This window comes from Saccharopolyspora antiqui, from assembly GCF_052246905.1.
Classification (GTDB): domain Bacteria; phylum Actinomycetota; class Actinomycetes; order Mycobacteriales; family Pseudonocardiaceae; genus Saccharopolyspora.
On record NZ_JBQQBO010000015.1, the window covers coordinates 61,334 to 87,308 of the forward strand.

Here is a 25,975-nt window from a genome sequence, read left to right on the forward strand (position 1 = left end):
ACGATGAGCCCTGGATTCGTCAGCCGCGCATCGTCCCCCTCCACTGCGAACGGTGCGCATTTCGGGCCCGCCCATCGTCGCCCCCGGCAGCCAGAGCCGCGACTCGCTAGCTGGCTGCTCCGAGGTAGCGACGGGAGTGTGCGAGGACTCGGTGTATGCCGTCCTCCAGCGCATCGGCGTGGAGTTGGGGGAGGGTGCGGAGCAGGAGTCGGCTCAGGACGTCTCCCGGCGGCAGCTGCACTGCGTAGGTGGCGCCGAGTTCGCTCATCAGCCGGGTCGCGTCGTGCCACTGCACCGGCCGCGCCACGGCGCGGCCGAGGTCGTCGAGAACCGCGTCGCTGTCGGCGCGAACGCATCGGCCACCGGTGTTGGTCAGGTACGCGGCCCGCTGCGGACGACGTGGCAGACGGGCCAAGTGCTCGGCGAGGCGGATGGCGGTGCGTTCCTGGAGGGGGCAGTGCGAAGCGACGGTCACGTCGATGTGCTGCACGCGCCCGCCCCCGGCATCGCGCACGGCCGGTTCGGCTCGGCGGAGTGCGGTGCTGGTGCCGCTGACGACGATCTGGTCCTGGGCGTTGATATTGGCGATCCACAGTGGATCGTCGTGGGTGCTGACCTGTTCGGTCAGCGAGCGGACGGTGGGCAGGCGCAGCCCGATGATGGCGGCCATGCCCCAGCGGCCGTCCGCGCACACCTCCCGCATGAGATCGCCGCGCAGCCGCACAGCGGTGAGTGCTTCGGGGAGGGTGAGCACGCCCGCGGTGACGGCGGCGGCGAAGGCGCCAACGGAGTGCCCGGCGACGAATTCCGGCGACAGACCGTGGTCGTCGGTGAGGGCTCGGGCGGCGGCAACTCCGGAGAGCAGCAGTGCCAGTTGGGTGTCGGTGCTCGAACGCAGCGCTTTTTCGGTGTCGAGCCGGTCGAGATCGATGTGGTCGCCCGCGTCGGCGAGGGTACTTCGAACGGCGGGGCTGTCCGGTAGGGCGTGCAGCATTCCGGGACGCTGCGATCCCTGTCCGGGGAAGAGCAGCGCCAAACTCATGTCAAGGTCTCCGTCCACACCAGCCGAGGGCCGTTCGGGGTGCGCAGGAGCACCCGGTCGGCGCCGGACAAGAGCTCGGCGAGCGCGACGGCACCCCAAGGCGCGTCGAGTTGGCAGTCGACCCGGACGGACGGGTCTTGCAGCGACGCTTGGACGGCCGCCAGTTCGGCCAGCGGTGGTGGGTGCTCGACCCGCAGCACGATGTCCAGGTCGCTGTCGCGCGTGATGGTGGGCAGCCCGGTTGCCAGCTCGAAGCCCACGCTGCCACCGGGGCCCCAGCGCAAGCCCGTCCTGTCGAGGCACGGCCGTATCGCGTGCAGTGCGCGGACCGCAGGTAACTCCGCGCGCAGCGCGTGCGCGCGAGCGGTCAGCGCTTCGGGCGGGAGCACTGCGGCCACGGCGTCGAGCGGGACGTCCAGAGCGAACCGTTGTGCCCGATGCGGGCCGCGCACACCCACCGCGACACGGCCTTCTGCCGCGAGTGCGCGGCGGGCCACGACCCAGGGGGTCCGGCACAGGGCCAGCACCACCCACCTCGGGGCGGTCACCGGGTTGACCGGCCGGTTCAGCCGGAGCAGGTCGTGCGGGCGAATCATGTGTTCGACCACTGCTGGCCGAGCCGATCCCGGGCTGTTCGAGAGGCGGCGCGGGTGCGCACGGCCGCTGGCGAGTCGAGCCTGGTGGACAGGTCGCTCGGCCCGCGGCGGGCTCGGTCGACGGCGGCGGCGACGGCGTCCCGAACCGTGCTGGCGTCCTTGGTCGTGGGGGCGTCCGCGTCGTCCACGGACAGGAGTCCGTCGCAGAAGCCCAACCCCGCCCAGTCCCGCACGTCGTAACTCAGCGGGGCGATCTTCTTGGCGAGTTCGTCGAGTTCCTCGACGGTGCGCATGGTGATGCGCGCGGCGGCGGGTTTGTGCATGGCGTGGATCTCCACCTGCGGATCGTCCAGGGCCAGGATCTGCTGGGCTTGCAACCCGTGGGCGAGGAATCCGCCGGAGAGCGCGGTCCCGACCACGACGGCCACCACGGGGTGGCCGACGGTGCGTGCGGTCCAGTAGGCGTCCACGGTCGTGGCGATGGCCTGGTGCAATCCGGCCATTTCCTCGATCCGCCCGTATGCCTGGCTGGCCAGGTCGACCACGGCCACGATCGCCCGGCGCCGCTCGGCGTCGGAATCCTCGCGCACCACCTCGCGGATCGTCCGAGCCAGCGCCAGGCATTCGGTCAAGCCGACCTCACCGCGCCGCGCCCGGTAGAAGGGATTGTCCGGATCTGGCACGACGCACAGGTGCACGGCGTCGGCGGTGTCTGCGCGCAGCACCGATGGGATGACCGCGACGGGATCGGCGTCGGCAACAGTGCGGAGCCACGTGCGGCCGCGGCTGGGGGGCGAGGTGGATTTCGTCCTGGTGGAAGGCGATTCGGTCCCGGTGCGCAGGGGCGCGTAGTCCTGGCCCCACGAGGCCCGCAGGTCGCCCGGTGCGGGAGGGTGTGCGGGGTCGAGGGTGGCCAGCCGGGTGGCGAGCACGTCGAGCCGTTCGCTGCGGTGCGTTCCCGGCTCGCGCGGGCCAGCGGCTACGGCCGCGCGCACGGCATCGCGAATCGCGTTGGCGTCATCCGGAACCAGGGTGTCGGCCAGGCCGAGGGCGCGGCGCTGTTCGCCGCCGTCCACGGCCCAGATCAGCGCCCGGTCGGAGGAGTCGAACTCCGCTATTCCGGCCTCCTGCTCGATCACGGCCGGTCCGTTGAGCCCGATCCGCGCCTGCGGGGTGACGATCAGGTGGGTGCACAGTCCGGTGGCGATGCTGACCCCGCCGAAGGAACCGACCTCGCCAGCGACGACGCCGACGACCGGAGCCAACGGGCGCAGTTCGAGCAGCGCGGAGCAGATCTCCGCCACCGCGTTCAACCCCAGGTTGGCCTCTTGCAGCCGAACTCCGCCGGTTTCCAACAGCAGCAAGGCGGCTGTCGGCGCCCCGGATCGGGAGTCGGCCGCGGCCAGCCGCAGGGCCTGGCTGATCTTGGCGCCAGCGACTTCACCGGTGCCGCCGCCCTGGAAGCCCTGCTCGATCGAGGCGATGACCACTGCGGCTCCATCCACCGCGCCGCGCGCGATGACAACACCGTCGTCGGCCTGCGGCACGATGCCCTGGGGTTGCAGCCAGGGGGACTCGATGCGGTCGAAGGGTCCGCAAAGCACTCGCATCGACCCGGTGTCCAGCAGCGCCTCGGCGCGGGCGCGCGCATCGAGTTCGAGGAAGCTGCGGCGCTGGAGCAGCGACTGCCAGCGGGATTCGGCGAGCGTGGTGGGGGTGATCATGCCGGTTCGCCTCCGGTCGAGTTGTCGGTCCTCGTGGCGGACTCCGCCGCCTGCCGCAGCCGCAGCGCGACCACACCCGGTGTGGCGCCGAAGTCGTTGAGCTCCCACCGCCCGAGCAGGGAAGTCCGGGCGAAGAAGCGCTCCAGCACGGCCTGCCAGAGCACCTCGAAGCCGTCGATGCTGGTGCGGACCCGCACCTCGGCCTGCCCACCCGGCTCGGCCTCCGGCGCGGGCAGGTCCAGCAGGATCTCCAGGTCACCGGAGGCGACCACGCCGACGTGGACGCGCCGCAGGGGTACCCGATCAGCGGGAAATCGGTAGGTCAGGATCTGCATGGCGATCGGGGTGTCCTTTCTCGACGGGCAACGAATCGAGGAACACGGCCGCGGACAACAGATCGGCGCTGCCCCCGGGCGAGAGCCGTCGGGTTCGGGCGAGCCGGTCGAGTGCGGCCAGCCGCAGCCGACCGGCGACTGTGCCGCAGCCCCCGGCGGCGAGCACACCGGCCGCCGCGCCGCGGATCGCGGCCAACCCGCGCGGGCCACCTCGGTGCAACAGGCACGTGTCCTCCAGCGACGCCATCACCGCCAACAGTGCGTCCAGGCGGGCCGACGCCTCGTCCGCGCCACGGGCCCGAGCGCGCCGCAGGGCGGGCAGGGCATGGTCGGTGACGTGCGGGAACTCGGCCCGAGCCTCACCCGCTGCGCCGACGGCGCCGTAGCACTGCCGGGCCCGAGCCCCGTGCGAGAGCGGCCGGAGCGATTCCGGCGGCAGTCGATGATCGGGCAGCCGGGCCAGCTCCGCCGCGGCACCAACCGCTTCCCGCGATCCGGGCCCCTGCGCTATTCCGGCGCTGAGCAGACCCAACGCCCACAGCGCACCGCGGTGGGTGTTGACGCCGCCGGTTACCGCCAGCATCCGGCGTTCCCCGTCCCGGCCGATCGCGCCGAGCTCGGCGCGCAGTTCGAGCCCCAGGGGCAACGTCGTGGCGACCTCCGCGCATCGTTGGAACGCCACGCGCAGCGCCTCGGCCGAGTGGATCAGCAGGTCCAGCGTCATGTCGCGGTGCGCTCCGCCACCACGACGATCGGTCAAACCGGGCTTCGGCGTGAGTTCGGCTTCGGCTCGCAGCGCTGCGACGGCGAACTCGGCGATGCGCCGGGGTGCGAGCCGAGCCCGCACGCGGGTGGCCGTTGACATCCGGGTCACCAATCCCGGAACTGGGCTGGCGGTTCGTACAGCCCACCGGACCAGGCCACCAGGTCATCGATGCTGCGGGCCGCCAGCAGGGTCCGTTGGGCCAAGCCGACCTCGACACCGAGATCCTCGGGTAAGGCGACCAGGCCGTCCTTGCGCAGTTGCTCGACCTGGTCCGCGGTCATTCGCCGACCGACCGACGTGACCCCGGCGACCGCCGCGAGCGCATCCCGGCGATCGGCCAGCGAGTGGGCTTTGTAGAGGTAGGCCACGCCCTCTTCGGTCACCACGTGCGTCACATCATCGCCATAGATCATCACCGGTGCGACGGGCATCCCGGCGTGCTCGCCCACCTCGACGGCGTCCAACGTCTCCAGGAACGTGGGAGTCGCTCCGGTGCGGAAGGTCTGGGCGATCTGGACCACCAGCTTGCGGCCGCGCAGGGCAGGAGACTCGCCGTGCAGCATGCTCAACCACGCGCGAGAAGGGTGGCGTCGACCGTGCGGATCGTGCCCCATGTTGGGTGCACCACCGAATCCGCTCAGCCGCCCGTCGGTGACCGTCGAGGAGTTGGCGTCGCCGTCGATCTGCAACGACGACCCGATGAACATGTCGATCGCGTACTGCCCGGCCAGCTGGCACAGCACCCGGTTGGAACGCAGCGACCCGTCCTGGCCGGTGAAGAACACGTCCGGCCGGGCGGCGGTGTACCGCTCCATGCCAGCCTCGCCGCCGAAGGAATGCACCGACTCCACCCACCCGGACTCGATCGCCGGGATCAGCGTCGGATGCGGGTTGAGCGTCCAATGCCGCGCGATCTTGCCTTTGAGCCCGAGCCGCTGCCCGTAGGTGGGCAGGATCAACTCGATGGCAGCGGTGTCGAAGCCGATCCCGTGGTTCAGCGAAACCACCTGGTGCCGCTCGTAAATCCCGCGCACCGCCAGCATCGCCTGGAGGATCTCCAGATCACCGATGTGCCTGGGATCCCGGGTGAACAACGGTTCCAGCGCGAAGGGCCGGTCCGCGGCGACCACCAGGTCCACCCAGTCCCCGGGGATGTCCACCCGGGGCAGTTCGGCTGGGTTGACGATCTCATCGGCCTGCACCAGCACCACCCCGTCCCGGAATGCCGTCGCTTCGGCGATCGTCGGGGTGTCCTCGGTGTTCGCCCCGGTGTAGAGGTTGCCCAACCGATCAGCCTTGGCCGCGCACAGCAGCGCCACCTGCGGAGCGAGGTCGACGAACATGCGCGCGTACAGCTCGACGTAGGTGTGGATCGCGCCGACCGTGACCGTCCCGTCGGTCACCATCTGCGCCATCCGCACGCTCTGCGGACCGGCGAAGGCCAGATCCAGCTTGGCGGCGATACCGCGCTCGAAAAGGTCGAGGTGCTCCGGCCGGGACACGGACGAGATCAACATGTGCAACCCGTTGACGCGTTCCGGATCGCAGGTGGCCAACGTCCGCGAGAGGAAGTCGGCCTGCTTCTGGTTGTCCCCTTCCAACGCCACGCGATCACCCGGCCGCAACAGGGCCTGCAGAACATCCCGAAGACGTCCCTCAACGACAACCTTGCCCGAGGTCAACGCTTCCACTGCAGCGAGCCTGTCCCGCTTCGCCGCACGCCGCCGATCCCACACCCCAGAGCAAGTGCCCGCAGTCGCGCCCATAATCCCCCCACACCAACCAGCGCGCCGACACCAAGCGGCGACTGCACCCAGTCCCGGCTCCAGAGCCTGTCCTCGAACCTGGCCCGTACAACAACGGGTGGCGGCCCTGCGGGAGTTGCTGTCGCCGTCTCGCTGGTGGAATCCCCGACATCGAGCAGGCCCAAACACCACGTCGAGGGCTGCCCCCGCAGGAGAGCCGGTGGGCAGAGCCCGAGAACCCGCGCCGGTGCCAGCCGCGCAAGTGGGCCAAGCGGCTGCGCCGAGAGAAAGAAGAAGATCAAAGACACCCGACCAAGCAGCTCTGCTCCGACAACCGATCGACGGGCTGAGGGCCTCGCGATGGCCGAGCGAGATCCGAGGAGGTCAAGCCTGGCGCCCCCGGTGGGGCTCGTGCTGCATCTACACGAACCCGTACCCGCCGTGAGCTGCTGGTCTCCGCCAGCGTTGACGTTGTGCGCAACCGTCGCGGTTCGGGTGGTGGTTCCCGATGAACCCGAACGAGCTTGTCGAAGGTCTGTCCGCCTTGCAGGCTGATGGCCTGGTCTGAGTGGTGTGCGAAGCGAACGACCTGCACGTCCCGGGTTGCCGCAGTGCCTGTCGGCCGCTCGGTTACATATGTACTTGGCAGGTACTCGATTCCTTGGAAGAAGAGCCCGTTTCGCGCAATCGGCGCATGGATGTACCTGACAAATCGTCGAATTTTGCTTGTTCCGGAGCTTCATGATGGATCAGTAGAGCTTTTCAATATAAACCAAGTAGAATTGCGAAAGAGATCAGGATGTGGATTTCTTCGCAATACGGACCGCATTTCCGAAGCCGTTCAGCTGTCGACGACTAGGTTCTCCCGCGGCTTGGAGCAGCAGAGGAGGATTTTGTCGGCTGCGATCTCGCGGGGGCGGATGCCGCCGTTGTGGTGCATGTCGACTGAGCCTTTGAGCAGGGTGGTCTTACAGGTGCCGCACATGCCCTGCCGACAGGAGGAGGGGAGGGTGATGCCGGACAGCGAAGCGGCGTCCAGGATCGGGGTGTCGGAGTCGCATTCGACGGTCCGCCCGGTGCGGGCGAATTCCACTGTGAATGTTCCCACGTCGTCCATTTTGGGCACGCTCTGCGTTGGGACGTCGAGGGTGAAGCTCTCCTGGTGGTAGCGGTTCCTGGGCAGTCCGGCTTCGGTGAGCATCAGCCGCACGGCGCTCATGTAGCCGGATGGTCCGCAGGTGAACACTTCGCGCTCTGGAAAGTCGGGAGCGATTTGCCGCAGCATCTCCGGTGTCAGGCGGCCGTGGTAGCCGCCCCACTGTTCACTCGGACTGTCGTCCTCGCAGACGTGGACGACCCTGATGTTCTGGCAGGTCGCCGCGATGAGTTCGAGTTCCTGTCGGAAGATGATGTCGTCGGGCGTGCGGGCGCTGTGCACGAAGACGACGTCGGTGGGGTGCGCCAGGTCGTGCAGTGTCCTGGTCATCGACATCAAGGGCGTGATACCGCTGCCGCCGGAGAGGAAGAGGTATTTGGTGGCCGGGTGCCGGGCGATCGAGAACGTGCCGAGCGGGCCGCGTGCGCGCAGCGTGTGCCCGGGTGCCAGGTGATCGTGCAGCCAGTTCGAGACCACTCCGTGCGGTATCCGCTTCACGGTGATCGCGGCGACGTGCGGGCGTGACGGTGGGGACGAGATCGTGTAGCACCGTTCGATCTCGCACCCGTCGATGTCGAGCGTGACCGTGAGGTGTTGGCCGGGATCGTGGCGGAATACGCGGGGTTCGACGGGTTCGAGGACGAACGTTTTCACGTCGGCGGTGGTGTTCTGGGTCTGCTTGCAGACCAGGACACCGTCTTGCCATTCGCGCTGGATCGCCCAGGATCGGTTCATTGGTGCAGGTGCTCCCAGAGACGAGTGATGTACCAGTTGCAGAAGGCCTCGACCTGGTACTCGGTCGGGGCGTACGGGCCCGGCACGTAGGCCGGGCTGGCGACCCCTTGCTGTGCGCGGGCGACGAGGTCCGCGTCCTGCTCGTTCGTGGCCGTCCAGACCTTGGTCAGCGAGTTCAGGTCGTAGTCCACCCCGTCCTCCGCGTCCGGGTGGACGAGCCACGTGGTGCGCAGCAGCGTCTTGTCCGCGGCGATCGGGAACACGGAGAAGGTGATGGCGTGATCGCTGAGGAAGTGGAACCACGCGTTGGGTTGCAGGTGCAGGGAGAGGTGCCCGAGCCGCGCTGTCGGGAAGTCAGCCAGCAGGCGTTGGCACGCGGCCGTGCCGTCCGGGGTGAAGGATTCGCCAGCGAGGTCGAGCGGTTCGCGTTCAATTCGGAACCCGGTCGGTCGGGTGTCCAACTCCTCGATGGTCTCGTACGGGAGGCCGAGTGCCTCGTACGTTTCTCGCACTTCCGCTTCGACCCGGCGATACCGGTCGTACGCCGGGCGCAGCGGTGTCGGGAGGTTGTCGTCGGTGTAGCCGTAGGTCGGGAAGAACGAGCGCACCAGTTCTGGGTGGCCGTCGCAGTGGTAGCACTCCCGGTTGTTCTCCATCGTCAGCTTCCAGTTGCAGTCCTCGACGAGATCGACCCGCGCGGCCACCTTTGCCTCGTGCAGCCGGTGCGGGAGCAGGTATGGCTCGATGCGGGCCGCGACCTCGGTGAAGTCGGCGGGCGGTTCCTCGGCGAGGCAGACGAAGACGAGCCCGGCGACGCCGCGCACGTGAACGGCCTTGAGGCCGAAGCAGGTGGGATCGAAGCCGCTGTCCTGGGACGGTGCGTGCAACAGGCTGCCGTCGGTCCGGTAAGTCCATTTGTGGTAGCCGCAGACGATGTTGCCGACCGAGCCGCGCTCCTGCGGCAGGATGCGAGCGCCGCGGTGGCGGCACACGTTGTGCAGCGCCGCGAGATTCCCGTCGTCGTCGCGTACCACGATGATCGAGTACGGTCCGATCGCCGCGGTGATGTAGTCGCCCGGTTCGGGAAGTTCCCCTTCTGCTGCCACGAAGATCCAGTGCTGGGCCCAGATCGCGTCGATATCGAGGTCGAAGAACTCCCGGCTGGTGTAGAACGGTGCTTCCAGGCTGCGGCCAGCGACCCGCCGGGCGACCAGGTGGCTGATGCCGGAAGTGGCTGCGAGCACGGTCATTTCGCTTCCCTCCGCTGATCAGATCGGCAGGCACAGCCGTAGGGCGTCGAATGTGGCGGCGTGGATGTTGCGGCTTGTCACGGCATCGCCGATGCGGAACAGCTGGAAACGCCCTTCGGGATGGCGGACGATTCGCTGCGGCTTGAGCGCCAACAGGGCGCGATGGTCGACCTCGCCAAGGTTGGTCGAGCTGGGAATCAGGGCGCGGTAGAGCTCGTCATTGGGCAGCGTCCCGTGCTCCACGACCACCTGGTCCACGACCCGCTCGATCTCCGAATCGGCGTAGTCACTGCACAAAGTCGCCGTCAGATAAGCGTTTTCGGCGCGTCGCACAGACCGCAGTCGGTATGCCAACGTGACGTTCACCCCGTGCTCGGCGAGGACCTTCAGGTAAGCCGGGGAGTTCATGCTGCCGACATCCGGGGCGAGTGTCCGCTCCGGTGTCACGTACTCGACCGATGCCCCACCTCGGGCGAGCACCTCCACCGCATCCATACCCGGGTAGGCGCCGTTGTCGTCGTAGACCAACACAGACCCCCGGGGCCGCACCGCGCCGGTGAGCACGTCCCACGTGTCGACCACTAGGTCGCCGCCCCCGGCGAGGAACGTCAGGTTGGGCATGCCGCCTGTGGCGATGACGACGACGTCGGGAAGCTCGGCGAGGATGTCCGCTGGCTCGGCGAGCACCCCGCATCGCAGGTCGACACCGTGCCGCTTGCACTCGTCGACTCTCCAGTCGACGATCCCGAGCAGGTCACGTCGGCGGGGATTCGAGGCGGCGATGCGCACTTGGCCGCCGGGCGCGTCGCTGGCTTCGAACACGACGACCTCGTGCCCCCGTTCACCGAGCACGCGTGCCGCTTCGAGCCCGGCAGGACCGGCGCCGACGATCACGGTTTTCTTCCGGACGGCCGCTGGCGTGATGGTGTGCGGTAGCCATTGCTCCCGACCGGTGGCGGGATTGTGGATGCATTTGGTGTCGCCGGAGTCGTAGATCGCGTCCAGGCAGTAGCTCGCTCCGACGCAGGGACGGATGCGGTCCTCCTCGCCAGCGGCGACTTTGGCGACCAGGTGCGGGTCGGCGATCTGGGCGCGGGTCATGCCGACGAGGTCGAGCAGGCCTTCCCGAACGGCGTGCCGGGCGGTGGCGACGTCGGCGATGCGAGCGGCGTGCATCACCGGGACGTCCAGTCGACGCTTGATCTCGGCCGTGAATTCGAGGAACGGCGCTGCCGGTGTCCCCATCGACGGAATCGCCTTCGCCAGGGTCGCGTCGCTTTCGATCGACCCCCGGATGGTGCTGACGAAGTCGATGCCGTCGTCGATGAAGCACCGTGCCGCGACCAGCGCCTCGTCGAAGGTCAACCCGCCGGGACGGTCCTCATCCATCATCATGCGGATGCCGACGATGAACTCCGGACCGACCGCGTCCCGGATCGCCCGGATCACCCGGCGCGGGAACGCCATGCGGTTCTCCAGGCTCCCGCCGAGCTCGTCGTGTCGCTGGTTGGTCGTTGGGGACAGGAAGCTGTCCAGGAAGTGCCCGTAGGACTGGATCTCGATGCCGTCGAGGTGACCGGCCTGGCACCGGGCGGCCGCGTCGGCGTAGTCCCGCACGATCCGGTCCAGATCCCAGTGCTCGGCTTCTTTCGGGAACGCGCGGTGCGCGGGTTCGCGCAGCGGGGACGCGGACAGCACCGGCAGCCAGTCACCGGAGTAGTTGCTGGTGCGGCGGCCCAGGTGGGTGATTTGGGACATCACGGCGGCGCCCTCGGCGTGGACATCGTCGGCGAGTCGGCGCAGCCACGGCACCACGTCATCGCGGTAGAGCAGCAGGTTGCCGAACGACGGCGGGCTGTCCGGTGAGACGACCGCCGAGCCACCGATCATGGTCAGCCCGACCCCGCCGCGCGCCTTTTCGAGGTGGTAGAGCCGGTAGCGGTCCTGCGGCAGGCCGTCGTCGGCGAACGCGGGCTCGTGCGACGTGCTGACCACGCGGTTGCGCAAGGTGAGATGTTTGATGGTGAACGGCTGAAGCAGCGGATCCGTTGTGCGCATACCGCTCCTCAAGAAGTCGTGGGGGGCTGCGGGCGACACCACCCAGAGTGCGGCCCCCGCTCCTTGCAGGGCAATCAAACGTTCATGCAGAAAACCGTGCAAAATTGTTGCATGATTGACAGTCGACTCCGGGTGCTCCAGCTGGTGGCCAAGCACGGCACCGTCACCGCCGCTGCGCAGGCGCTGCACTACACGCCTTCGGCGGTCTCGTACCAGCTCCGCCAGCTCTCAGCGGAGCTCGGCGTGGAGCTGGTGGTGCCGCAGGGCCGGAGGATCCGACTGACGTCGGCCGCTCGCGCGTTGTTGCGCCACGCGGAGTTGCTTTACGCGCAGTGGGAGCGTGCGCAGGTGGAGCTGGCGGCGCTGGCCGACGAACCCGGCGGGTCGTTCACGCTGTGCGGTTTCTCGACCGCCGCAACGCATCTCCTGCCCCCGGCCGCTGCGGAACTGCGCGACAGCTTCCCGAACCTGACCGTGCGACTGATCGAAGCCGAGCCCACCCGCTGCTTCGACTTGCTGCTGGCCGGGGACGCCGACCTGGCGTTGGTGATCGTCACGGCCGACACCCCACCTCTATCGGACCAGCGGTTCGACCAGCAGCCGCTGCTCGACGACCCGCTCGACTTGGTCACGCCCACCGGGCATCCATTGACCGAACGCCCGACCGTGACCCTCGCCGACGCCGCGAACGAACCCTGGATCCTCGGCAGCCCGGGCAGCACCTACCACCACCTCGTGATCACCGCATGCATGGCCGCCGGATTCTCCCCCAACATCGCGCACTACGCCGACGAATGGGACACCGGCACGGCGTTCGTCGCGCACGGATTCGGCGTAATCCTCGTCCCCCGGCTGGCCCGGCTGCACAGCCGCTGGCCGGTCGCGCGCATCCCGCTGCGCGGCGAACCCGCACCAGCCCGCCGAATCCTCGCCGCCACACGCATGGGCGCCCGAGAGAGCCCCACCATCTCCCGCGTCCGCCAAACGATCACCACGACCGCAGCCCACCTCCTCCCCACCACGGACACCTAGTGATGGGTGACCGTCCATGATCAGGTGGATCTTGCGGTCGAGATGGCGAACCAGCCGGTTGAACGTCTCCTGACGTCGTTGCGGCGGCCGTTCTCGACCTGCCTCTACAGCCAGTCGTGTTCGCGTGCGTATCGCGCCGCCGCGTGGCGGGTTCGGGTCTGGGTCTTCTGCATCGCGTTCGAGAGGTAGTTGCGCACCGTGCCCTGCGCGAGGTGGAGTTGGGTGGCGATGTCGGCGACCGAGTAGCCATCGCCGGTTGCTCGCAGCACGTCGATCTCCCGGTCGGTGAGCGGGCAGTCGTCGACGACGGCGAGCGCGGAGACATCCGGGTCGACCCATCGCTTGCCCTCGTGCAGAGTTCTGATTACCGAAGCGATGTGCGCCGGTTCCGCCGACTTGCTGACGAAGCCCTGCACCCCGAGTTTCAGGGCTTTGCGGAGCACGCCGGGCCTGGCATGGCGGGTCAGCATGAGGATCGCCTGGTCCGGCAGCGCCCGGCGGATCTCCGAGACAGCACCGAGTCCGTCCACACCGGGCATCTCCAGATCGATGACGAGCACGTCGGGCCGGTGCCGCTGCGTGGCCTGCACGGCCGCCTCGCCATCCGCCGCTTCGGCGAGCACGGTGATCTCCCCCTCAAGGGGGAGCAACGCCGCCAGCGCCTTGCGGAGGAGGGCTTCGTCGTCGGCGAGCACCACGGTGGTCATCGGTCGTCCTTCCACGCTTTCAGCGGTCAGTCTCCGAACGGCGGTGCGGGAATGCCGCGGCCGTCAGGAAACGCCCGTCCTTCTGCTCCACCGTCAGTTCGCCTCCGCTGCCCGCAACTCGTTCCTTGAGGGCGGAAAGCCCACCGAGCTCGGGAAGTCCACTGCGCTCAGGAAGTGGAGCCTCTCGCACGCCGTCGTTGACGATGGTGATGCCCGTCTGCGAGAGGGTGATCCGCACCTGCTCGGCTTGGGCGTGCCGCAGGATGTTGGTCGTCGTCTCCCTGAGGACCTGGCCGAGCAGCTCGCCTGCGCGCGGGTCGACCTCGGCCTCGCGGTCGATGCGCACGTGGATCCCGGCGGCTTCGAAGAGGTTCTTCGCGTTCTCCAGCTCCGCGGAGAGGTTGAGCCGCCGCTGTGCGTAGGCGAGCTCCTTGGTCTGCGCGATGGTGTCGCCGACCAAGTCGTGGATCTCCCGCAATTCCTGCTCCACTCGTTCGATGTCGCTGTGCACCAGCTTCTGGGCCAGCGCGATCTTCAGCTTCACCACGTGGAGCGTGTGGCCCTGGATATCGTGCAGATCGCTGGCGAAACGCACCCGCTCACGTATGACGGCGAGCTCCGCGTCGCGTTCTCGTGCCTCCTCCAGCTCCGCCACGAGGTCGTAGAACCCCTGGTTGGGGAACATCAAACCGGTCACCACCACGGTGACGCCCGTGGGGATGAGGACGTATGCGAGCAGAACTGCGGGGACGTTCTCCTGCGTTACCAGCAGCCTCGCCGCGCCCACCGCGGCGACGAAGACGCTCAGCCCCACGGCTGCCACGCCTCGGTGGCGCGGCAACCGGGGGATGATGTGCGGGCCCACGATGGAGATGCCGTAGAACGCCGTCCCGGTACCTGCCACCAGCGCTCCGAAGACCCACACCGCCGCAGTGATGACCAGGCAGGGGAGTGCGACGCGGAAGAGGTCGCCCGCTGCCCACCGCGCGAAGGCCACCAGGGCCGCCACCACGCCGAGGCTCAGGACTACCGCGTCCCGCCAGGTATGGGCATCGATCGCCACCAGCACCGCTCCGACGACGGCGAGCAGCGGGAGCAGCGTGATGAGATTGAGCCTGCTCAGCCGTCCCCTCGTCGCCTCGGTGTACTCGGGCACCCTGCGCGCCTCGCCCCGGGACCGCCTCACTAGCCCTCTGCCCGCTGGGTTTTCGGGCTGAGCAGCGCGCTCGTGGCGGTGCGCAGAATGCGCAGGGGCGGGGTGTCCATGTGGCTCTCCGGGGTCGAACAGCAGGGTCTGCGCGTCCAGTATTCGCCAGGCTCCGCGACGCCACCAGTGACACTGCGTCATGACTTCACCTGCAGGAACGTCATGGTGAGGTCATGACGTGGCCGCACTGGTGGATGAGCGCGGCGACGGCTGAGATCAGCGTGGTTTCTGATTTTGCCCGGAGCAGCCCGACCAGAAGCGATGCAGCGCCTACCCAAGCGCCGCATGTCGATTGTGGACTGCTTTGGCAGCCTAGGAGGAGCACACGTGCGGAAAACCGTTTTAGCCGTTCTCGTCGCCGCAGTGGTGGCGTCGTTGACCCCGGCGGGGGTGTCGCTGGCGACGACCCCGGACACCCTGAACTGGGGCAAGTGCCCGGCGGACGTCCCCGGTGCCGGTCTTGAGTGCGCGACGCTCGACGTTCCGCTGGACTACCGCGACCCCGACGGGCAGACGATCGAGATCGCGGTCTCGCGCCTTTCGAGCACGAACCCGGAACAGCGCCGAGGCGTGCTGCTGACCAACACCGGCGGGCCGGGCGGGGTGGGCCTGAACTTCCCGGCCACCCTGCGGGACAACGGGCTGCCGCAGAGCGTGCTGGACAGCTACGACGTGATCGGGATGGACCCGCGCGGGGTCGGCCACAGCACGCCGGTGACCTGCGACCTGCCAGCGGAGTACTGGACCAACATCCCGGAGTTCGCGCTGAACGCCGACGATGTCGCCAAGCGGGCCGCAACCGTGAAGAACGCCGCCGAGCGGTGCGGCTCGTCTGCGTCGGCGCCGGTTCTGCCGCACATCACCACGGCGAACACCGCGCGCGATATGGACCGGGTCCGGGAGGCGCTGGGCGAGTCGAAGGTGTCGTACTTCGGCATCTCCTACGGCACCTACCTCGGTTCGGTGTACACGACGTTGTTCCCGCACCGCAGTGATCGGATCATGCTCGACAGCGCGACAGGCCCCGGCGGCTGGGACGCCGCGTTCTCGCGGATGTTCGGCCGGGGCCTTGAGGACCGGCTCCCGGACTTCGCGGAGTTCGCCGCCGCGCATCCGGAGTACGGCCTGGGGGAGACGCCGGAGCAGGTGCGGGCGAAGTACTTCGACCTCGCCGCACGGCTGGACGCGAAACCGAGCCCGGAAGGCTTCGACGGCAAGCTGTTCCGCCACATCACGTTCGCCGAGCTCTACTACGACAGGAGAATGCCGGTCCTGGCCGAGCTCTGGCGTGCGCTCGACACCGGCAACCCGGTGCCGACGCCGCCGTCCGGTGCCGCCGAACAAGCGCCCGGCGCCGCCGAACAACCCGCGGACAACTACCTGGCCAGCCAACTGCACGTGATCTGCAACGACTCCGACTGGCCGGAAGCGGTCGCGACCTACCAGCGCAACGTGGCGATCGACCGGATCCGCCACCCGATGTTCGGCGCGGCCGGGGCCAACATCACGCCGTGCGCGTTCTGGCCGTCCGAACCCACCGAACCCCAGGTGGAGATCACCGACCGCGGCCCGTCGAACGTGCTCATCCTGCAGAACCTCCGCGACCCGGCCACGCCGCTGGTCGGCGCCCAGGAACTGCGCAAGGCCTTCGGCGACCGGGCCCGGATGGTGACCGCCGACCAGGGCGGTCACCTGGCATACCTGTACCTGGACAACCAGTGCGCCAACGACATCGTGACGAACTTCCTGGTCACCGGGCAGCGCCCACGGCACGACTTCGCCTGCGGGCAGGCCTGACCCGGCGAAAGCGCCGAAGTAGCCGAGCACCTGCCTCGGGGATCTGCGCCCCAGCGGATTCCCGGAGCCAGGAACAACCACCGGGAGAAGAAAGACATCTCACGGTGGTTAGAAGTCAAGCGGCGGCTGTGAGAGGGGGTGGAAACGCGTGATGTTCGTCGAAGAGCTGACCGGTCTGGAGGCAGTGGTGGAGTTGGCCGAGGAATTTGTTGAACAGGTGCCGTTGGGCTTGGTGGTTCCAGTCTCCGGCGGCGCGGCGGGTGTCGAAGTGGCGGCGTGCGCCGGGGCTGGCCTTCAGGGAGGCCAGTGCCCAGATGCTGCCGACGGCGGCCAGGCGCCGGTTTTTGATGTGTCGTTGTATGACCACGGTTTTCTTGCCGCTGGCGCGGGTGATGGGCGCCGATCCGGCGTAAGCCTTGAGGCCGCGTGCGTCGGGGAAGCGGGCGCGGTCGTCTCCGATCTCGGCGAGCACCCGGGCGCCAGCCAGCAACCCCAGCCCGGGGAAGCTGGTGATGATCGCGGCGTCTGGGTGCTGCTCACAATGGGCTCGGGTGGCTTCCGCGAGCTGGTCAGCGGCGGTGTAGGCGGCGGTGAACTGGGCCAGCAGGGCGGCGAGTTGGGTGCCCATGGCCGCTTCGACCACGCCCGGCTGGCGCAACTGCTCGGCGCGGAAGATCGTGCGCAGTCGCTAAGCAGTTCCAGCAGACGGGCGAAACCGGCCGCATCATCGGTGATGCGGGCCTTAGCCACGACTGTGCCGACCTCGTCAACGATCGCGGCATCGTGGGTGCGTTCTCCCCAGTCGATACCGCAGAACAGGCTCACCACGTCATAGTTCCTTTGCTGTCACTGGGGAAACGCCCAAGCGGGGTCACGCAGCGCCCTAATCGCGGGACTCGCAGGTCCGTCATCTCACTAGCCGTCCGTGACTCCAGCGCACCGCAGGAACCCCGTGCTATCGAAGAGCTCACGGGCTCGGGAAACATCGGGAGGTCACCTCCTGCGGTGGACTCAAGCAACGCACATTCCAACACCACCGACCGGCCGGTCCACTGGCAGGCGCGCCGTTCTTTCTTAAGACGTCGAAGCGTCTGGGAGAACACAGGCGTCACCCGCCGGTGGACCAACCGCAACCAGCCGCCGCATCGGTCTTTCTGAAGACGTCACACGTCCGGAAACACCGCAAGAGCATCAACGCACGGCTGGAAGATCAACAACTAACCCAACTACCCGATTAGGGAGAACATGCAGAGCGAAATGTTGATCGTCGAGGATCTGATGCTGCTGATGCTCGACGACGAGACGGGGAGCATCGCCGGAGCTGGCACCCTGCACTACGCCCTCGGCGGCGCTGTGCTCGTCGAACTCGCGCTCGGCGGCAGGATCGAGACCGACGGGAGCCGCCCGGGGCTCAACGGTCCCAAGGTCCTCGCGGTTGGGGATGGTCCACTCCCGGACCCCCTGCTCCAGTCCGCCTACGAGAAGGTCGCCCAGCGACCCCAGCGCGTCCAGCCTCTCCTCCTCGGCATCGGCGGCGGCCTCTGGAAACCTGTGATCGACCGACTTGTCGAGCGCTGCCTCATTCGTCGCGAGAGCAAGCGGGTGCTGCGCGTGTTCCGCACGACCAGGTTGCCAGCCGACGACACGCGGCACGAGGCAGAACTTCGGCGGAAGATTCGCGCCGTGCTGGAAGACGGCGAGCGTCCCGACGCCCGCACCGCGGCGGTGATCGCGCTGCTCTCCTCAAGCGGCACCCTGCCGACTCTCCGGCCAGCCCTCCCGTGGTCCGCCGAGGTCCGCAAGCGCGCGAAGGAGCTTGAGAACGGCAGCTGGGGGGCCGTCGCCGTGAACACTGCGGTGACCCGAACCGCTGCGGCGATCGCCGCAGCGAGTACCGCCGTCAGCGTCTCCGTGATCACGACAACCACCTAGCCCGGGGTTGCGAACGCGGGAAAACGCGGTCCGCCACCGCGAGTGTGGCGATGTGCGTCGACTTCGGTCTGCCACTCGGAGAACTGACGCCCGGTCAGCCTTTTCAGGAGATGCGGGATGTTGTTCGCCGGAACCCCCACCCAATGCATTCCCAGCACTGCCAGCAAGTCCGAGGCTTCCTGGGACGACCAGCCCGCCTTTCTCGGGTTGATTCTGGTGGTAGGAGGTGTGTCGTTTCATCGTGGCATGAATGCGTTTGGGCGCCTTCGATGTTCGTGTCGTGCGAGGTGTGGCGTCGATAGTTTCGCGTTGCTCGGTGGGACCGAACCTAGATCACCAAATACCGAAAGATCATTAACCGATACAAGGTTCACAGATCACTTGTGGGAGATCGGCGTGTGGCGCCGGACCGTTCGTTTCCGCTGTTGCTGATGGTGGTGCGGATTCCTCATCGCGCCTTTTCCTGATCAAGGGCTTGGTGCGAGCGATTGCCGTGCTGGCCCGTGCCCACCAGGACGCGATCTGGCGCCGCCCCGCGCCTCCAACGAGCTGCGCTTCCTGCCGCGTGAATGCTTCCGTTCCTCGACGCTTTCGCGTCGATCTTCACTCCAGCCACACCAGTCTCAATCCTGCCAACTCAATATCCGTGCGCACGAATCAACATCACTGGGCCAGCGGCGGGATTCTGGCCATGCATTCCCCAGCAACACGGGTAAATTCTGTCTCCTTAAACACAGTCCGCCAGGGATTACCGATTGGATCGCGGCGGTTGAGACGGCTACGAGATCGGCATGCGGGTCTCGTGGCCCTAATGATCCAACTCAATGAGGTGCAGTTCCGATTCACAAGATCAATCGTGTTCTGGTGGCCGGAGCGCTGTCGCTCCCGCTCGCACTCGGGATCGCCGGTGTGGCCTCCGCCGAGGCTCAGGACAGCAACATCAGCGCCGAGAGTCAGGCATCCGCCCAGGTCAACGGGGGCGGCTCGGCAGAGGCCAGCAGCCAGGCCTCGGCCCAGGTGGACGGCCGGGGCTCGGCATCGGCCAGCAGCCAGGCCTCGGTGCGGGTCCAGGACCGCGACGGTCGCTGGAACGACAAGGGGCACAACGGATTCTGGGGAAGCGACCAGTACTGGGGTCGCTTCCACGAGCACCAGGGCTACTGGTGGTGGTTCCTGCCCCAGCACCACAAGTGATCGGCGGCGTGCACATCGCTCGCTGATCCTGGGGTATTGACGCGTGGTGGGTTCTCGCCCGGCAGCGAGAACCCACCACCACGTGGCTTCTCTCACCTGATTTCCTGGCCGATGCGACTCATCCGCACTCCCGGCAGCCAGACGACGAGCACAAAACGATCCAGCACGACGAGGTGTTATACGGATGCACAACATCAACCGCATTCTCACGGCGGGAGCAGCGTCGTTTCCAGTTGCCCTCGCCAGCCTGGCAACCATGTTCCTCAGAACACGCAAACCTGCACCGAAAGCCAAGCACCGGCGTGAGCCTGAGACCAGGTTTTGGCGCGCCAGGAAGGTCCGCAAGAACATGCGTGCCGTCGGCACGGCGGACCTTCGAAGTGGTATGAGTCAGCCTGGCGCGACAGCGATTCGCCATGCCAGCAACGATCCACTCGGTACGACTGACGTGGCGAGTCGTCGGCCTTCAAGATCAATTACGACGTTCTGATGACAAGAGCGTGCGGCGGGACGCTACCCTTCTTGGCTGCCCGACGGTTAAGCATAGTGCCCGACATGCTGCTAGACTGTCGGGCATGGCAGATGCGTCGGTACGGCCGCGCGAAACGGACAAGGGCCACCACGGGAGCCGCCGTCGCGGCCGTCGGGGCGGGGACGACATCCAATCCGTGACCATGCGGGAGCTGGGCAAGCTCACCGCGGAACAGGTTGACGGACTGGAGCACCCAGTGCCGGTGACGAGCAACGGTCTTCCGGTCGCCTGGCTCGTACCCCTCACGCCCGGTGAACGTCGCCGCGCCGAGATGATCGCAGAGGGGCGTCTGCGTCCGGGACGTCCCCAGGGACTTGAGGGATGGTCGCCGCTGCCGCAGGTCGCGGAGGGTCCGACGCTGTCGGAGCTGCTTCTGGAGATGCGTGAGCAGGAACGTGCATGATCTACCTGGATTCGTGCGCGCTGGTGAAGCTCATCATCGCGGAGAAGGAGACCGAAGCACTTGAGCGTCGCTTGGACGGTCAGCATTCCGCGATCGTCACGTCGGAGCTGGCGGTCACTGAAATCGTGCGCGTGGTGCGTCGTTCCTGCTACGACTCACAGCGCCAACTTCACGTTGATCAGAAAGTGCTGGATGAGCGCCTGACGGCTGCGGGCGAGCTTCTTGACCGCATCGACCGCATCGTTGTCGACACGGATACGTTGCTTCGCGCTGGCATGTACGCAGACGATCCGCACTTGGGGTCGTTGGACGCGATCCACCTCGTCTGCGCGCTCGAAATCGGTCCGGAACTGAAATCATTCATCACTTACGACAGAACCATGGCACGTGCGGCAACGCGTGAAGGCCTTCCCCTGGAACAACCCAGTTGAGCAGAAATCCCTGGGCATTCGATCGCATGGGCTGATTCGTGTCTGTCACTGATCGCTCCGGCCTGGACGGATCACCGCCCTACACACGTAGATCAGACCGGTTGCGTCCTATATGGACCCTTGGTCTGCAAAGTCATACGCCGACGTGCTCGGGCACCGGATGGTGTACGTCGAGGAGGGCGAGGGCGCGCCCATCGTTCTCCTGCACGGGAACCCGACCTCGTCCTACATCTGGCGCACCGTCATCCCCGCCCTGGACGGCCTGGGCCGCCACCACTAGCGGCCAGCGAATCTTCCGGTAGCGCCCCGATCCCGGGCCTGCTCGATGACCTCTGTCCGGTCAATCTCCGCATAGGAAGCCAAATCCGCCCGGAGGGAGGCTGGCGTACACCCAGCGCGACGAACCACCTTTGGCGATCGCTGGAGGCAGCCAGAACCGCTGATACCCGGCTTGTGTGCGATCCAACGGGACCTTCGAACACGGTCAACGCCGCCTGCTCGGACAACCGCAGTCCGGTGCGCACCATCAGGTCACAGAAGCTGGTGTTTCGCGCAGCCCACCGGCCGCGAAACCGCGGGTCCGGCAGCCCTTCCGGGGTTGAACCAGGTTCTGCCAGAGGTGAAACCGGTCAGCGACCTGGATCGCCTGCGGCGCGCCCTGACGAGCGCCCTCGCCGTACCCGCCCGCGCGGTCACGGCAGATGGCCTTCACTTCGGAATGCTCGCGTGACCAGGCCGCCAACACCTCGCCGTCACGACCGTCAACATCGGCGACGACCGCCGCGACCACCGGGCGCTGGAGCACCGCGACCGCCGCAACCGGCCGCTGTCGGTCGGGACGTTGTCTCCACCGACGGGCGCTTCTACGCCTGCTGCGCCACCGGCTGCGGGTGCACCACACCCCGGTATGTCACCTCGGTGACGCACCGGGGGTGCAGAGCGCTGGTCGTGGCGGGCCGCGACCTCGGCACGCGGACCGGCTACGGGGTCTGCACCTCGGTGGCGCCCGACCAGTGCACCGGCAGGGCCGGGTTGCCCGCCGAGGACCCGCCGTCGACCCGGAGGACCGCGCCGGTGATCCAGTCCGCTTGCTCCGAGGCCAAGAAGAACACCGCCGAGGCGACGTCCGGCGGCTGGCCGATCCGGCCGAGCGCGTTGCCGGACACGGCCGCCGCGTACTCCTCGGTGATCGGGTTGACCTCCTGGCTGCTGCCGGCCACGAACCCCGGCGACACCGCGTTGACGCGGATCCCGTGCGCGCCGAGCTCCACCGCGCAGGACTTGGTGAGCATCTCCAGGGCCGCCTTGGAGGTCGCGTAGTGCGCCGCGCCAGGGCGCGCCCGGATCGCCGCGCCGGAGGCGATGTTGACGACGCTCGGGCGCCGGCCCGCCGCCACGGCCAGCCGGGCCAGCGCGACCGTGGCCAGCATCGGGGCCCTGGTGTTGATCGCCATCACGTTGTCCCACATGGCCGCGGTCAGGTCGAGCAGCGGGGTGGCCGGCCAGATGCCCGCGGCGTTGACCAGCACGTCCACCGGGCCGCCAGTTTCCCACGCCCGCTCGACGAAGCGGTGTGCGTCGTTTTCCCGCAGGTCCGCCACAATCGCTTGGGCGCCCGGGATGTCGGCCAGGGCGGCGACCAGCGGCTCGGCGCGGGTGTCCGCCCCGGTGATCCGGTCGCCCGCCTCGGCGAAGCGGCGCGCGATCGCGCTTCCCAGTCCGCCGGCGGCGCCCGTCACCAGCACATGACGAGACATCACAATCCTCCTAGTGTCGCGGCCTCAGCCTGTGATCCAGGTGCGGGCCGCTCACGCGACGGCCCGGTCCAGTTCGTCCAGGTTCTCCGGCGACATCGGCCGCCGCCCGTCCTCCAGCTCGCCGATCATCCGTATCACCGCCGACACCCCTGGGCAGGCCAGCCCGTGCTCCTCGGCCAGCCGGAACATCGGGGCGAACATCGCGGGCACCTCGGTCTTGCGGCGCCGGACCGCGATGTCGCGCCAGATCCCGGTCCGATCCTTGGGCTGGGTGCGCAGCCACGCGCAGAACCGGTCCAGCGCGGCGTAGGTCGCCTCCTGGCTGGCCGAGGGAGCGAAGGCGTCGGACTCCCATGCGTCGAAGGGCTCCGGTGTGACGCCGAGCGCGGCGGCGACGGCGTAGACCTCGCGGGCCAGCGCCACCGCGAGCGCGCGGTGCTCGGAGATCGTCTGATAGATCGGCTGGTCGACGGTCGCGCTGGCCGCGCCGATCGCGCTGTAGGCCTGCTTGGACCACAGGTGCCCGGCGACGTTCGTGCTCGCCTTCGCCGGGCCCCAGGCCTGCAGGTCCGCCACGATCTGCCGGACCCGGGGGCCGATCGTCCCGTCCAGCTCGCCTACCACCAGCGCGCCAGGGCCGCCGTCGGCGATCACCCCGGGCTCGACCAGGTCCGCGAACAGGTTCACGAACGCCGAGATCGTGCGTTCCGGGCCGATGGCGGCGGCGATCTCCGCCTCGCACAGCCCGTTCTGCAGGCTCACCACGAAGCCGTCCGGGGTCAGCCGCGGCCTGATCCAGTCCACCGCCGTGCCGGTCGCCTGCGCCTTGACGGCCAGGATCACCCGCCCCAGCGGGCCGTCGAACTCCGCCGGGGTCACGGCCCGCAGCCGCTGCGTCTCGACCCGGCCGTCAGGCCGGCGGATCGACAGGCCCCGCTGGGAGATCGCGTCGACGTGCGTGGTGTCGGTGTCCACCAGCAGCACCTCGTGGCCGACTTTGGCGAGGTGGAACGCGATCGTGCCGCCGATGGCGCCGCCGCCGACAATCGTGTAGATCATTGCAACTTTCCTTCCGCCCCGGGCCGTTGCGGCAGCGCACCGCCGCGGATCAGTCGTTCGAGGACCGTTACCGCCACCGGCAGCACCGATTCGTCCACATCGAACACACGGGAGTGCGGCGGGCCGGGGCTGTCCGAGCCGACGACCGCGTACCCGGCGACGCCGCCGGCCTCCTGCACCGCGAGCATCAGCAGGCTGGCGTCGTCGCTGGCGCCGAGCGGGTGCTCCGGCACCACCGTGGCCATGCCCTCGGCGGCCGCGGTCATCGCCGCCGCCACGGCCTCGTCCGTGCGCGCCACCTGCGCCCAGCCGGTGCGCAGCAGCTCGCTTTCCACCTCGTGCATCGCCGCGGCGGTCCGCACCACCAGCTCAGCGCGCCGCGTCAGCTCCGCCGCAACCTCGGGGGAGTCGGCCCGGGTCTCATAGGCGAGCTCCGCGTTCTCGGCGATCACGTTGGTGGCCGTGCCCGCGTGCAGCATCCCGACGTTGACCCGGGTGACCGTGCCGGCGAAGGGCGGCAGCGCGTGCAGGTTCACCGCGGCCGTCGCGGCGGCCAGCAGCGCGCTGCGGCCCTGTTCCGGAGCCTTGGCGGCGTGCGCGGCGCGGCCCCGGAAGCGCACCAGGTGCTTGTCGGTGGCGATCAGCTCGGTGGCCGACGGCGCGATGTAGCCGCTGGGCAGCCCGAACGCCAGGTGCACCGCGAGCAGCGCGTCGACCCCCGAGCAGACGCCCGCGCGCACCATCGGCTCCGCGCCCCGCACGCCCTCCTCCGCCGGCTGGAACAGCAGCCGCACCCGGCCAGGGAAGTCCCGATCGGACAGCGCCGAGGCCAGGGCCAGCCCGATCGCCACGTGCCCGTCGTGCCCGCAGGCGTGCATCACGCCGGGGTGCCGCGACGAGAAGCCGAGCCGGGTCGGTCTGTGACCGTCCTGTATGGACTCCAGGATCGGCAGCGCGTCCATGTCGCAACGCAGCGCGACGGTCGGGCCGGGGTGGTTGCCAGCGAGTTCGGCCACCACCGCGGTGTTGCCCCCGCGGAGCTGCTGCACCAGCGGGCTCGGCACGCCCTCCTCAAGCGCCCGCTGCTCGGCAGCGTCCAGCACCTGGGCGTCCGGAAGGCCCGGCAGATCGGTGATGTCGAAAACGTCGCGGCCGCAGCGGGCCGTCCAGCCGAGCCGCTCCAACGCGGTCAGCACCAGCGCGGCGGTGCGGATCTCGGTGAAGCCGAGCTCCGGGTGCGCGTGCAGGTCCCGCCGCACCGCGACCACGTCGTCCACATCGGATATACCGTCCAGATAGGACGGACGCGGGGTCGGGCTCATTGCGGTAGGTCCGGTCCGCTGGTGGCGAACTCCTGCCGCGCGGCCGCGAACAGCCCCGGGTCGGCGAGCAGGTCCGCGCCGGTGCAGGCCAGCGCGGTGGCCATGGCCAGCATCGCGGCCTGGGCCCTCGGGGTCGCCACGGCCTCGGCCATCGCGATCGAGTGCGTCGGGGTGCCAGTGTCCATCACCTGCAAATAGGGATGGATCGCCGGGAGCACGAGGCTGACGTTGCCGATGTCGGAGGATCCGGTGCCGCCGCGCAGGATCGGCTGTTCCACGGCGACCCCCTGGTTGCGCAGGTGCTCGGCGACCCGCTCGGCGATCACGTGGTTGTTCTTGCGTTCGGCGTAGACGACGCCGCGCGCGATCCGCACGGAGGTTCCGGTCGCGCTGGCCGCGGCGCGCGCCACCGCCTCCACCCGCTCGGTCAGGTCGCCCAGCACGTCGCTGGTCAACGCGCGGACCATGAACTCCGCCCTGGTGTAGGCCGGGATCACGTTGGCCGCCTCGCCGCCGTGCGTGATGATCCCGTGCATCCGGCTGGTTTCCGGGATGAACTGGCGCAGCGAGTCCACCCCGGTGAAGAACTGGAGCACCGCCGCGAGCGCGCTGCGGCCCTCCTGCGGGGCGGCCGCGGCGTGCGTGGCCACGCCGTCGAACTCCAGCACGATCTTGCGGGACGCGGTGGCGTGCCGGATCGGCATCGTGCGGTCGCCGGGGTGGAACATCAGCGCCGCGTCGATGCCCTCGAACACGCCGGCCTCCAGCAGCAGGACCTTGCCGCCGGCCCCCTCTTCCCCCGGCGTGCCGATGCAGGCGATGGTGCCGGGAAGTTCCGGCGCGGCGCGGCGCAACGCCAGCGCGGCACCGAGGCCGCCGGCCGCGATCAGGTTGTGCCCGCACCCGTGCCCGATCCCCGGCAGCGCGTCGTACTCGCACAGGAAGGCGATCGTCGGGGCGCCTTCGCCCGCCGTGCCGCGAAACGCCGTCTTCAGACCGCCGAGCTCGTTGGTCACGGCGAAACCGTTGTCCGCCAACAGGGTGCTCAGCCGCCGCGCGGCGTACTCCTCCTCCAGCGCGAGTTCGGGGTTGGCATGCAGGTCGAGGCTCAGCCCAACCAGGGTGTCCGACAGTGCCGAGATCTCCTCGGCGATGCGCGCGTGGACCTCGCTACTCGCGCCGGTCACGGATCCTC

Annotated in this window: 23 protein-coding genes and 3 pseudogenes; 7 read left to right on the plus strand and 19 right to left on the minus strand. The window is 68.6% G+C overall.

Features of this window, described 5'->3' with window-relative positions:
• Positions 1–106: 106 nt before the first annotated feature.
• The 9 genes from ACTWQN_RS22955 to ACTWQN_RS22995 form a co-directional block, all read right to left on the minus strand.
• Complete coding sequence (locus ACTWQN_RS22955) at positions 107–1,042, minus strand: ACP S-malonyltransferase (RefSeq protein ID WP_443205606.1); 936 nt, start codon at positions 1,040–1,042, stop codon at positions 107–109.
• Positions 1,039–1,638: a malonate decarboxylase holo-ACP synthase gene (locus tag ACTWQN_RS22960; protein ID WP_443205607.1), complete on the minus strand. Its 600-nt coding sequence runs from the start codon at positions 1,636–1,638 to the stop codon at positions 1,039–1,041. Before ACTWQN_RS22960 ends, ACTWQN_RS22955 begins: the two co-directional genes overlap by 4 nt.
• Positions 1,635–3,362: a biotin-independent malonate decarboxylase subunit beta gene (mdcD, locus tag ACTWQN_RS22965; RefSeq protein WP_443205608.1), complete on the minus strand. Its 1,728-nt coding sequence runs from the start codon at positions 3,360–3,362 to the stop codon at positions 1,635–1,637. Before mdcD ends, ACTWQN_RS22960 begins: the two co-directional genes overlap by 4 nt.
• Positions 3,359–3,697 (minus strand): malonate decarboxylase acyl carrier protein, encoded by a 339-nt coding sequence (gene mdcC, locus ACTWQN_RS22970; protein ID WP_443205609.1) that lies wholly within the window; start codon positions 3,695–3,697, stop codon positions 3,359–3,361. The genes mdcD and mdcC overlap by 4 nt, the downstream gene beginning before the upstream one ends.
• Positions 3,666–4,562, minus strand: a complete 897-nt coding sequence (locus ACTWQN_RS22975) for a triphosphoribosyl-dephospho-CoA synthase (protein ID WP_443205610.1) — start codon at positions 4,560–4,562, stop codon at positions 3,666–3,668. Before ACTWQN_RS22975 ends, mdcC begins: the two co-directional genes overlap by 32 nt.
• 5 nt (positions 4,563–4,567) lie before the next feature.
• Positions 4,568–6,229, minus strand: a complete 1,662-nt coding sequence (mdcA, locus tag ACTWQN_RS22980; protein ID WP_443205611.1) for a malonate decarboxylase subunit alpha — start codon at positions 6,227–6,229, stop codon at positions 4,568–4,570.
• An 820-nt stretch (positions 6,230–7,049) separates the two neighbouring features.
• Positions 7,050–8,099, minus strand: a complete 1,050-nt coding sequence (locus tag ACTWQN_RS22985) for an FAD-binding oxidoreductase (protein WP_443205612.1) — start codon at positions 8,097–8,099, stop codon at positions 7,050–7,052.
• Positions 8,096–9,349 carry an aromatic ring-hydroxylating oxygenase subunit alpha gene (locus ACTWQN_RS22990; RefSeq protein WP_443205613.1) on the minus strand — a complete coding sequence of 418 codons (1,254 nt, stop codon included), beginning with the start codon at positions 9,347–9,349 and terminating at the stop codon, positions 8,096–8,098. The genes ACTWQN_RS22985 and ACTWQN_RS22990 overlap by 4 nt, the downstream gene beginning before the upstream one ends.
• Before the next feature lie 18 nt (positions 9,350–9,367).
• Positions 9,368–11,407, minus strand: a complete 2,040-nt coding sequence (locus ACTWQN_RS22995) for an oxidoreductase (protein ID WP_443205614.1) — start codon at positions 11,405–11,407, stop codon at positions 9,368–9,370.
• Positions 11,408–11,518: 111 nt separating this feature from the next.
• Here ACTWQN_RS22995 and ACTWQN_RS23000 point away from each other — a divergent pair, with 111 nt between their 5' ends.
• Positions 11,519–12,439 (plus strand): LysR family transcriptional regulator, encoded by a 921-nt coding sequence (locus ACTWQN_RS23000; protein ID WP_443205615.1) that lies wholly within the window; start codon positions 11,519–11,521, stop codon positions 12,437–12,439.
• A gap of 104 nt (positions 12,440–12,543) precedes the next feature.
• Here the strand turns inward: ACTWQN_RS23000 and ACTWQN_RS23005 are convergent, their stop codons facing one another.
• Positions 12,544–13,146 carry a response regulator gene (locus ACTWQN_RS23005; RefSeq protein ID WP_443205616.1) on the minus strand — a complete coding sequence of 201 codons (603 nt, stop codon included), beginning with the start codon at positions 13,144–13,146 and terminating at the stop codon, positions 12,544–12,546.
• Between the two features lie 19 nt (positions 13,147–13,165).
• Complete coding sequence (locus ACTWQN_RS23010) at positions 13,166–14,302, minus strand: sensor histidine kinase (RefSeq protein WP_443205617.1); 1,137 nt, start codon at positions 14,300–14,302, stop codon at positions 13,166–13,168.
• A 378-nt stretch (positions 14,303–14,680) separates the two neighbouring features.
• Here ACTWQN_RS23010 and ACTWQN_RS23015 point away from each other — a divergent pair, with 378 nt between their 5' ends.
• Positions 14,681–16,150: an alpha/beta hydrolase gene (locus tag ACTWQN_RS23015; protein ID WP_443205618.1), complete on the plus strand. Its 1,470-nt coding sequence runs from the start codon at positions 14,681–14,683 to the stop codon at positions 16,148–16,150.
• Between the two features lie 115 nt (positions 16,151–16,265).
• Here ACTWQN_RS23015 and ACTWQN_RS23020 read toward each other — a convergent pair.
• Both ACTWQN_RS23020 and ACTWQN_RS38075 read right to left on the minus strand, forming a co-directional pair.
• A pseudogene (locus ACTWQN_RS23020) lies at positions 16,266–16,838 on the minus strand (transposase); the annotation flags it as partial.
• Between the two features lie 59 nt (positions 16,839–16,897).
• Positions 16,898–16,978, minus strand: a pseudogene (locus ACTWQN_RS38075) (hypothetical protein); the annotation flags it as partial.
• Between the two features lie 429 nt (positions 16,979–17,407).
• On the opposite strand from ACTWQN_RS38075, the gene ACTWQN_RS23030 reads away from it, so the two are divergent.
• Positions 17,408–18,082: a GOLPH3/VPS74 family protein gene (locus ACTWQN_RS23030; protein ID WP_443205619.1), complete on the plus strand. Its 675-nt coding sequence runs from the start codon at positions 17,408–17,410 to the stop codon at positions 18,080–18,082.
• Here the strand turns inward: ACTWQN_RS23030 and ACTWQN_RS23035 are convergent.
• Positions 18,079–18,282 (minus strand): annotated as a pseudogene (locus ACTWQN_RS23035) (GP88 family protein); the annotation flags it as partial. The gene ACTWQN_RS23030 and the pseudogene ACTWQN_RS23035 overlap by 4 nt on opposite strands.
• A 664-nt stretch (positions 18,283–18,946) precedes the next feature.
• Between ACTWQN_RS23035 and ACTWQN_RS23040 the strand changes: the two are divergent.
• From ACTWQN_RS23040 to ACTWQN_RS23055, 4 genes are all read left to right on the plus strand, one after another.
• Complete coding sequence (locus ACTWQN_RS23040) at positions 18,947–19,276, plus strand: hypothetical protein (RefSeq protein ID WP_443205620.1); 330 nt, start codon at positions 18,947–18,949, stop codon at positions 19,274–19,276.
• A 575-nt stretch (positions 19,277–19,851) separates the two neighbouring features.
• Positions 19,852–20,211: a hypothetical protein gene (locus ACTWQN_RS23045; protein WP_443205621.1), complete on the plus strand. Its 360-nt coding sequence runs from the start codon at positions 19,852–19,854 to the stop codon at positions 20,209–20,211.
• The gene (locus tag ACTWQN_RS23050) at positions 20,208–20,642 is read left to right on the plus strand and encodes a type II toxin-antitoxin system VapC family toxin (RefSeq protein ID WP_443205622.1); all 435 of its coding nucleotides are present in this window, start codon (positions 20,208–20,210) and stop codon (positions 20,640–20,642) included. Before ACTWQN_RS23045 ends, ACTWQN_RS23050 begins: the two co-directional genes overlap by 4 nt.
• Before the next feature lie 112 nt (positions 20,643–20,754).
• A complete protein-coding gene (locus ACTWQN_RS23055) occupies positions 20,755–20,922 on the plus strand; it encodes a hypothetical protein (protein ID WP_443205623.1) in 168 nt (55 codons plus the stop codon).
• Positions 20,923–21,168: 246 nt separating this feature from the next.
• Here the strand turns inward: ACTWQN_RS23055 and ACTWQN_RS23060 are convergent, their stop codons facing one another.
• The 5 genes from ACTWQN_RS23060 to ACTWQN_RS23080 form a co-directional block, all read right to left on the minus strand.
• Complete coding sequence (locus tag ACTWQN_RS23060) at positions 21,169–21,543, minus strand: transposase (RefSeq protein ID WP_443205624.1); 375 nt, start codon at positions 21,541–21,543, stop codon at positions 21,169–21,171.
• A 79-nt stretch (positions 21,544–21,622) separates the two neighbouring features.
• On the minus strand, positions 21,623–22,399 hold the full coding sequence (locus ACTWQN_RS23065) for an SDR family NAD(P)-dependent oxidoreductase (RefSeq protein ID WP_443205625.1): 777 nt from the start codon (positions 22,397–22,399) through the stop codon (positions 21,623–21,625).
• A gap of 51 nt (positions 22,400–22,450) precedes the next feature.
• Positions 22,451–23,458, minus strand: a complete 1,008-nt coding sequence (locus ACTWQN_RS23070; protein ID WP_443205626.1) for a ketopantoate reductase family protein — start codon at positions 23,456–23,458, stop codon at positions 22,451–22,453.
• Positions 23,455–24,780, minus strand: a complete 1,326-nt coding sequence (locus ACTWQN_RS23075; RefSeq protein ID WP_443205627.1) for an amidohydrolase — start codon at positions 24,778–24,780, stop codon at positions 23,455–23,457. The genes ACTWQN_RS23070 and ACTWQN_RS23075 overlap by 4 nt, the downstream gene beginning before the upstream one ends.
• Positions 24,777–25,967 (minus strand): amidohydrolase, encoded by a 1,191-nt coding sequence (locus tag ACTWQN_RS23080; protein ID WP_443205628.1) that lies wholly within the window; start codon positions 25,965–25,967, stop codon positions 24,777–24,779. Before ACTWQN_RS23080 ends, ACTWQN_RS23075 begins: the two co-directional genes overlap by 4 nt.
• Between the last annotated feature and the right edge of the window lie 8 nt (positions 25,968–25,975).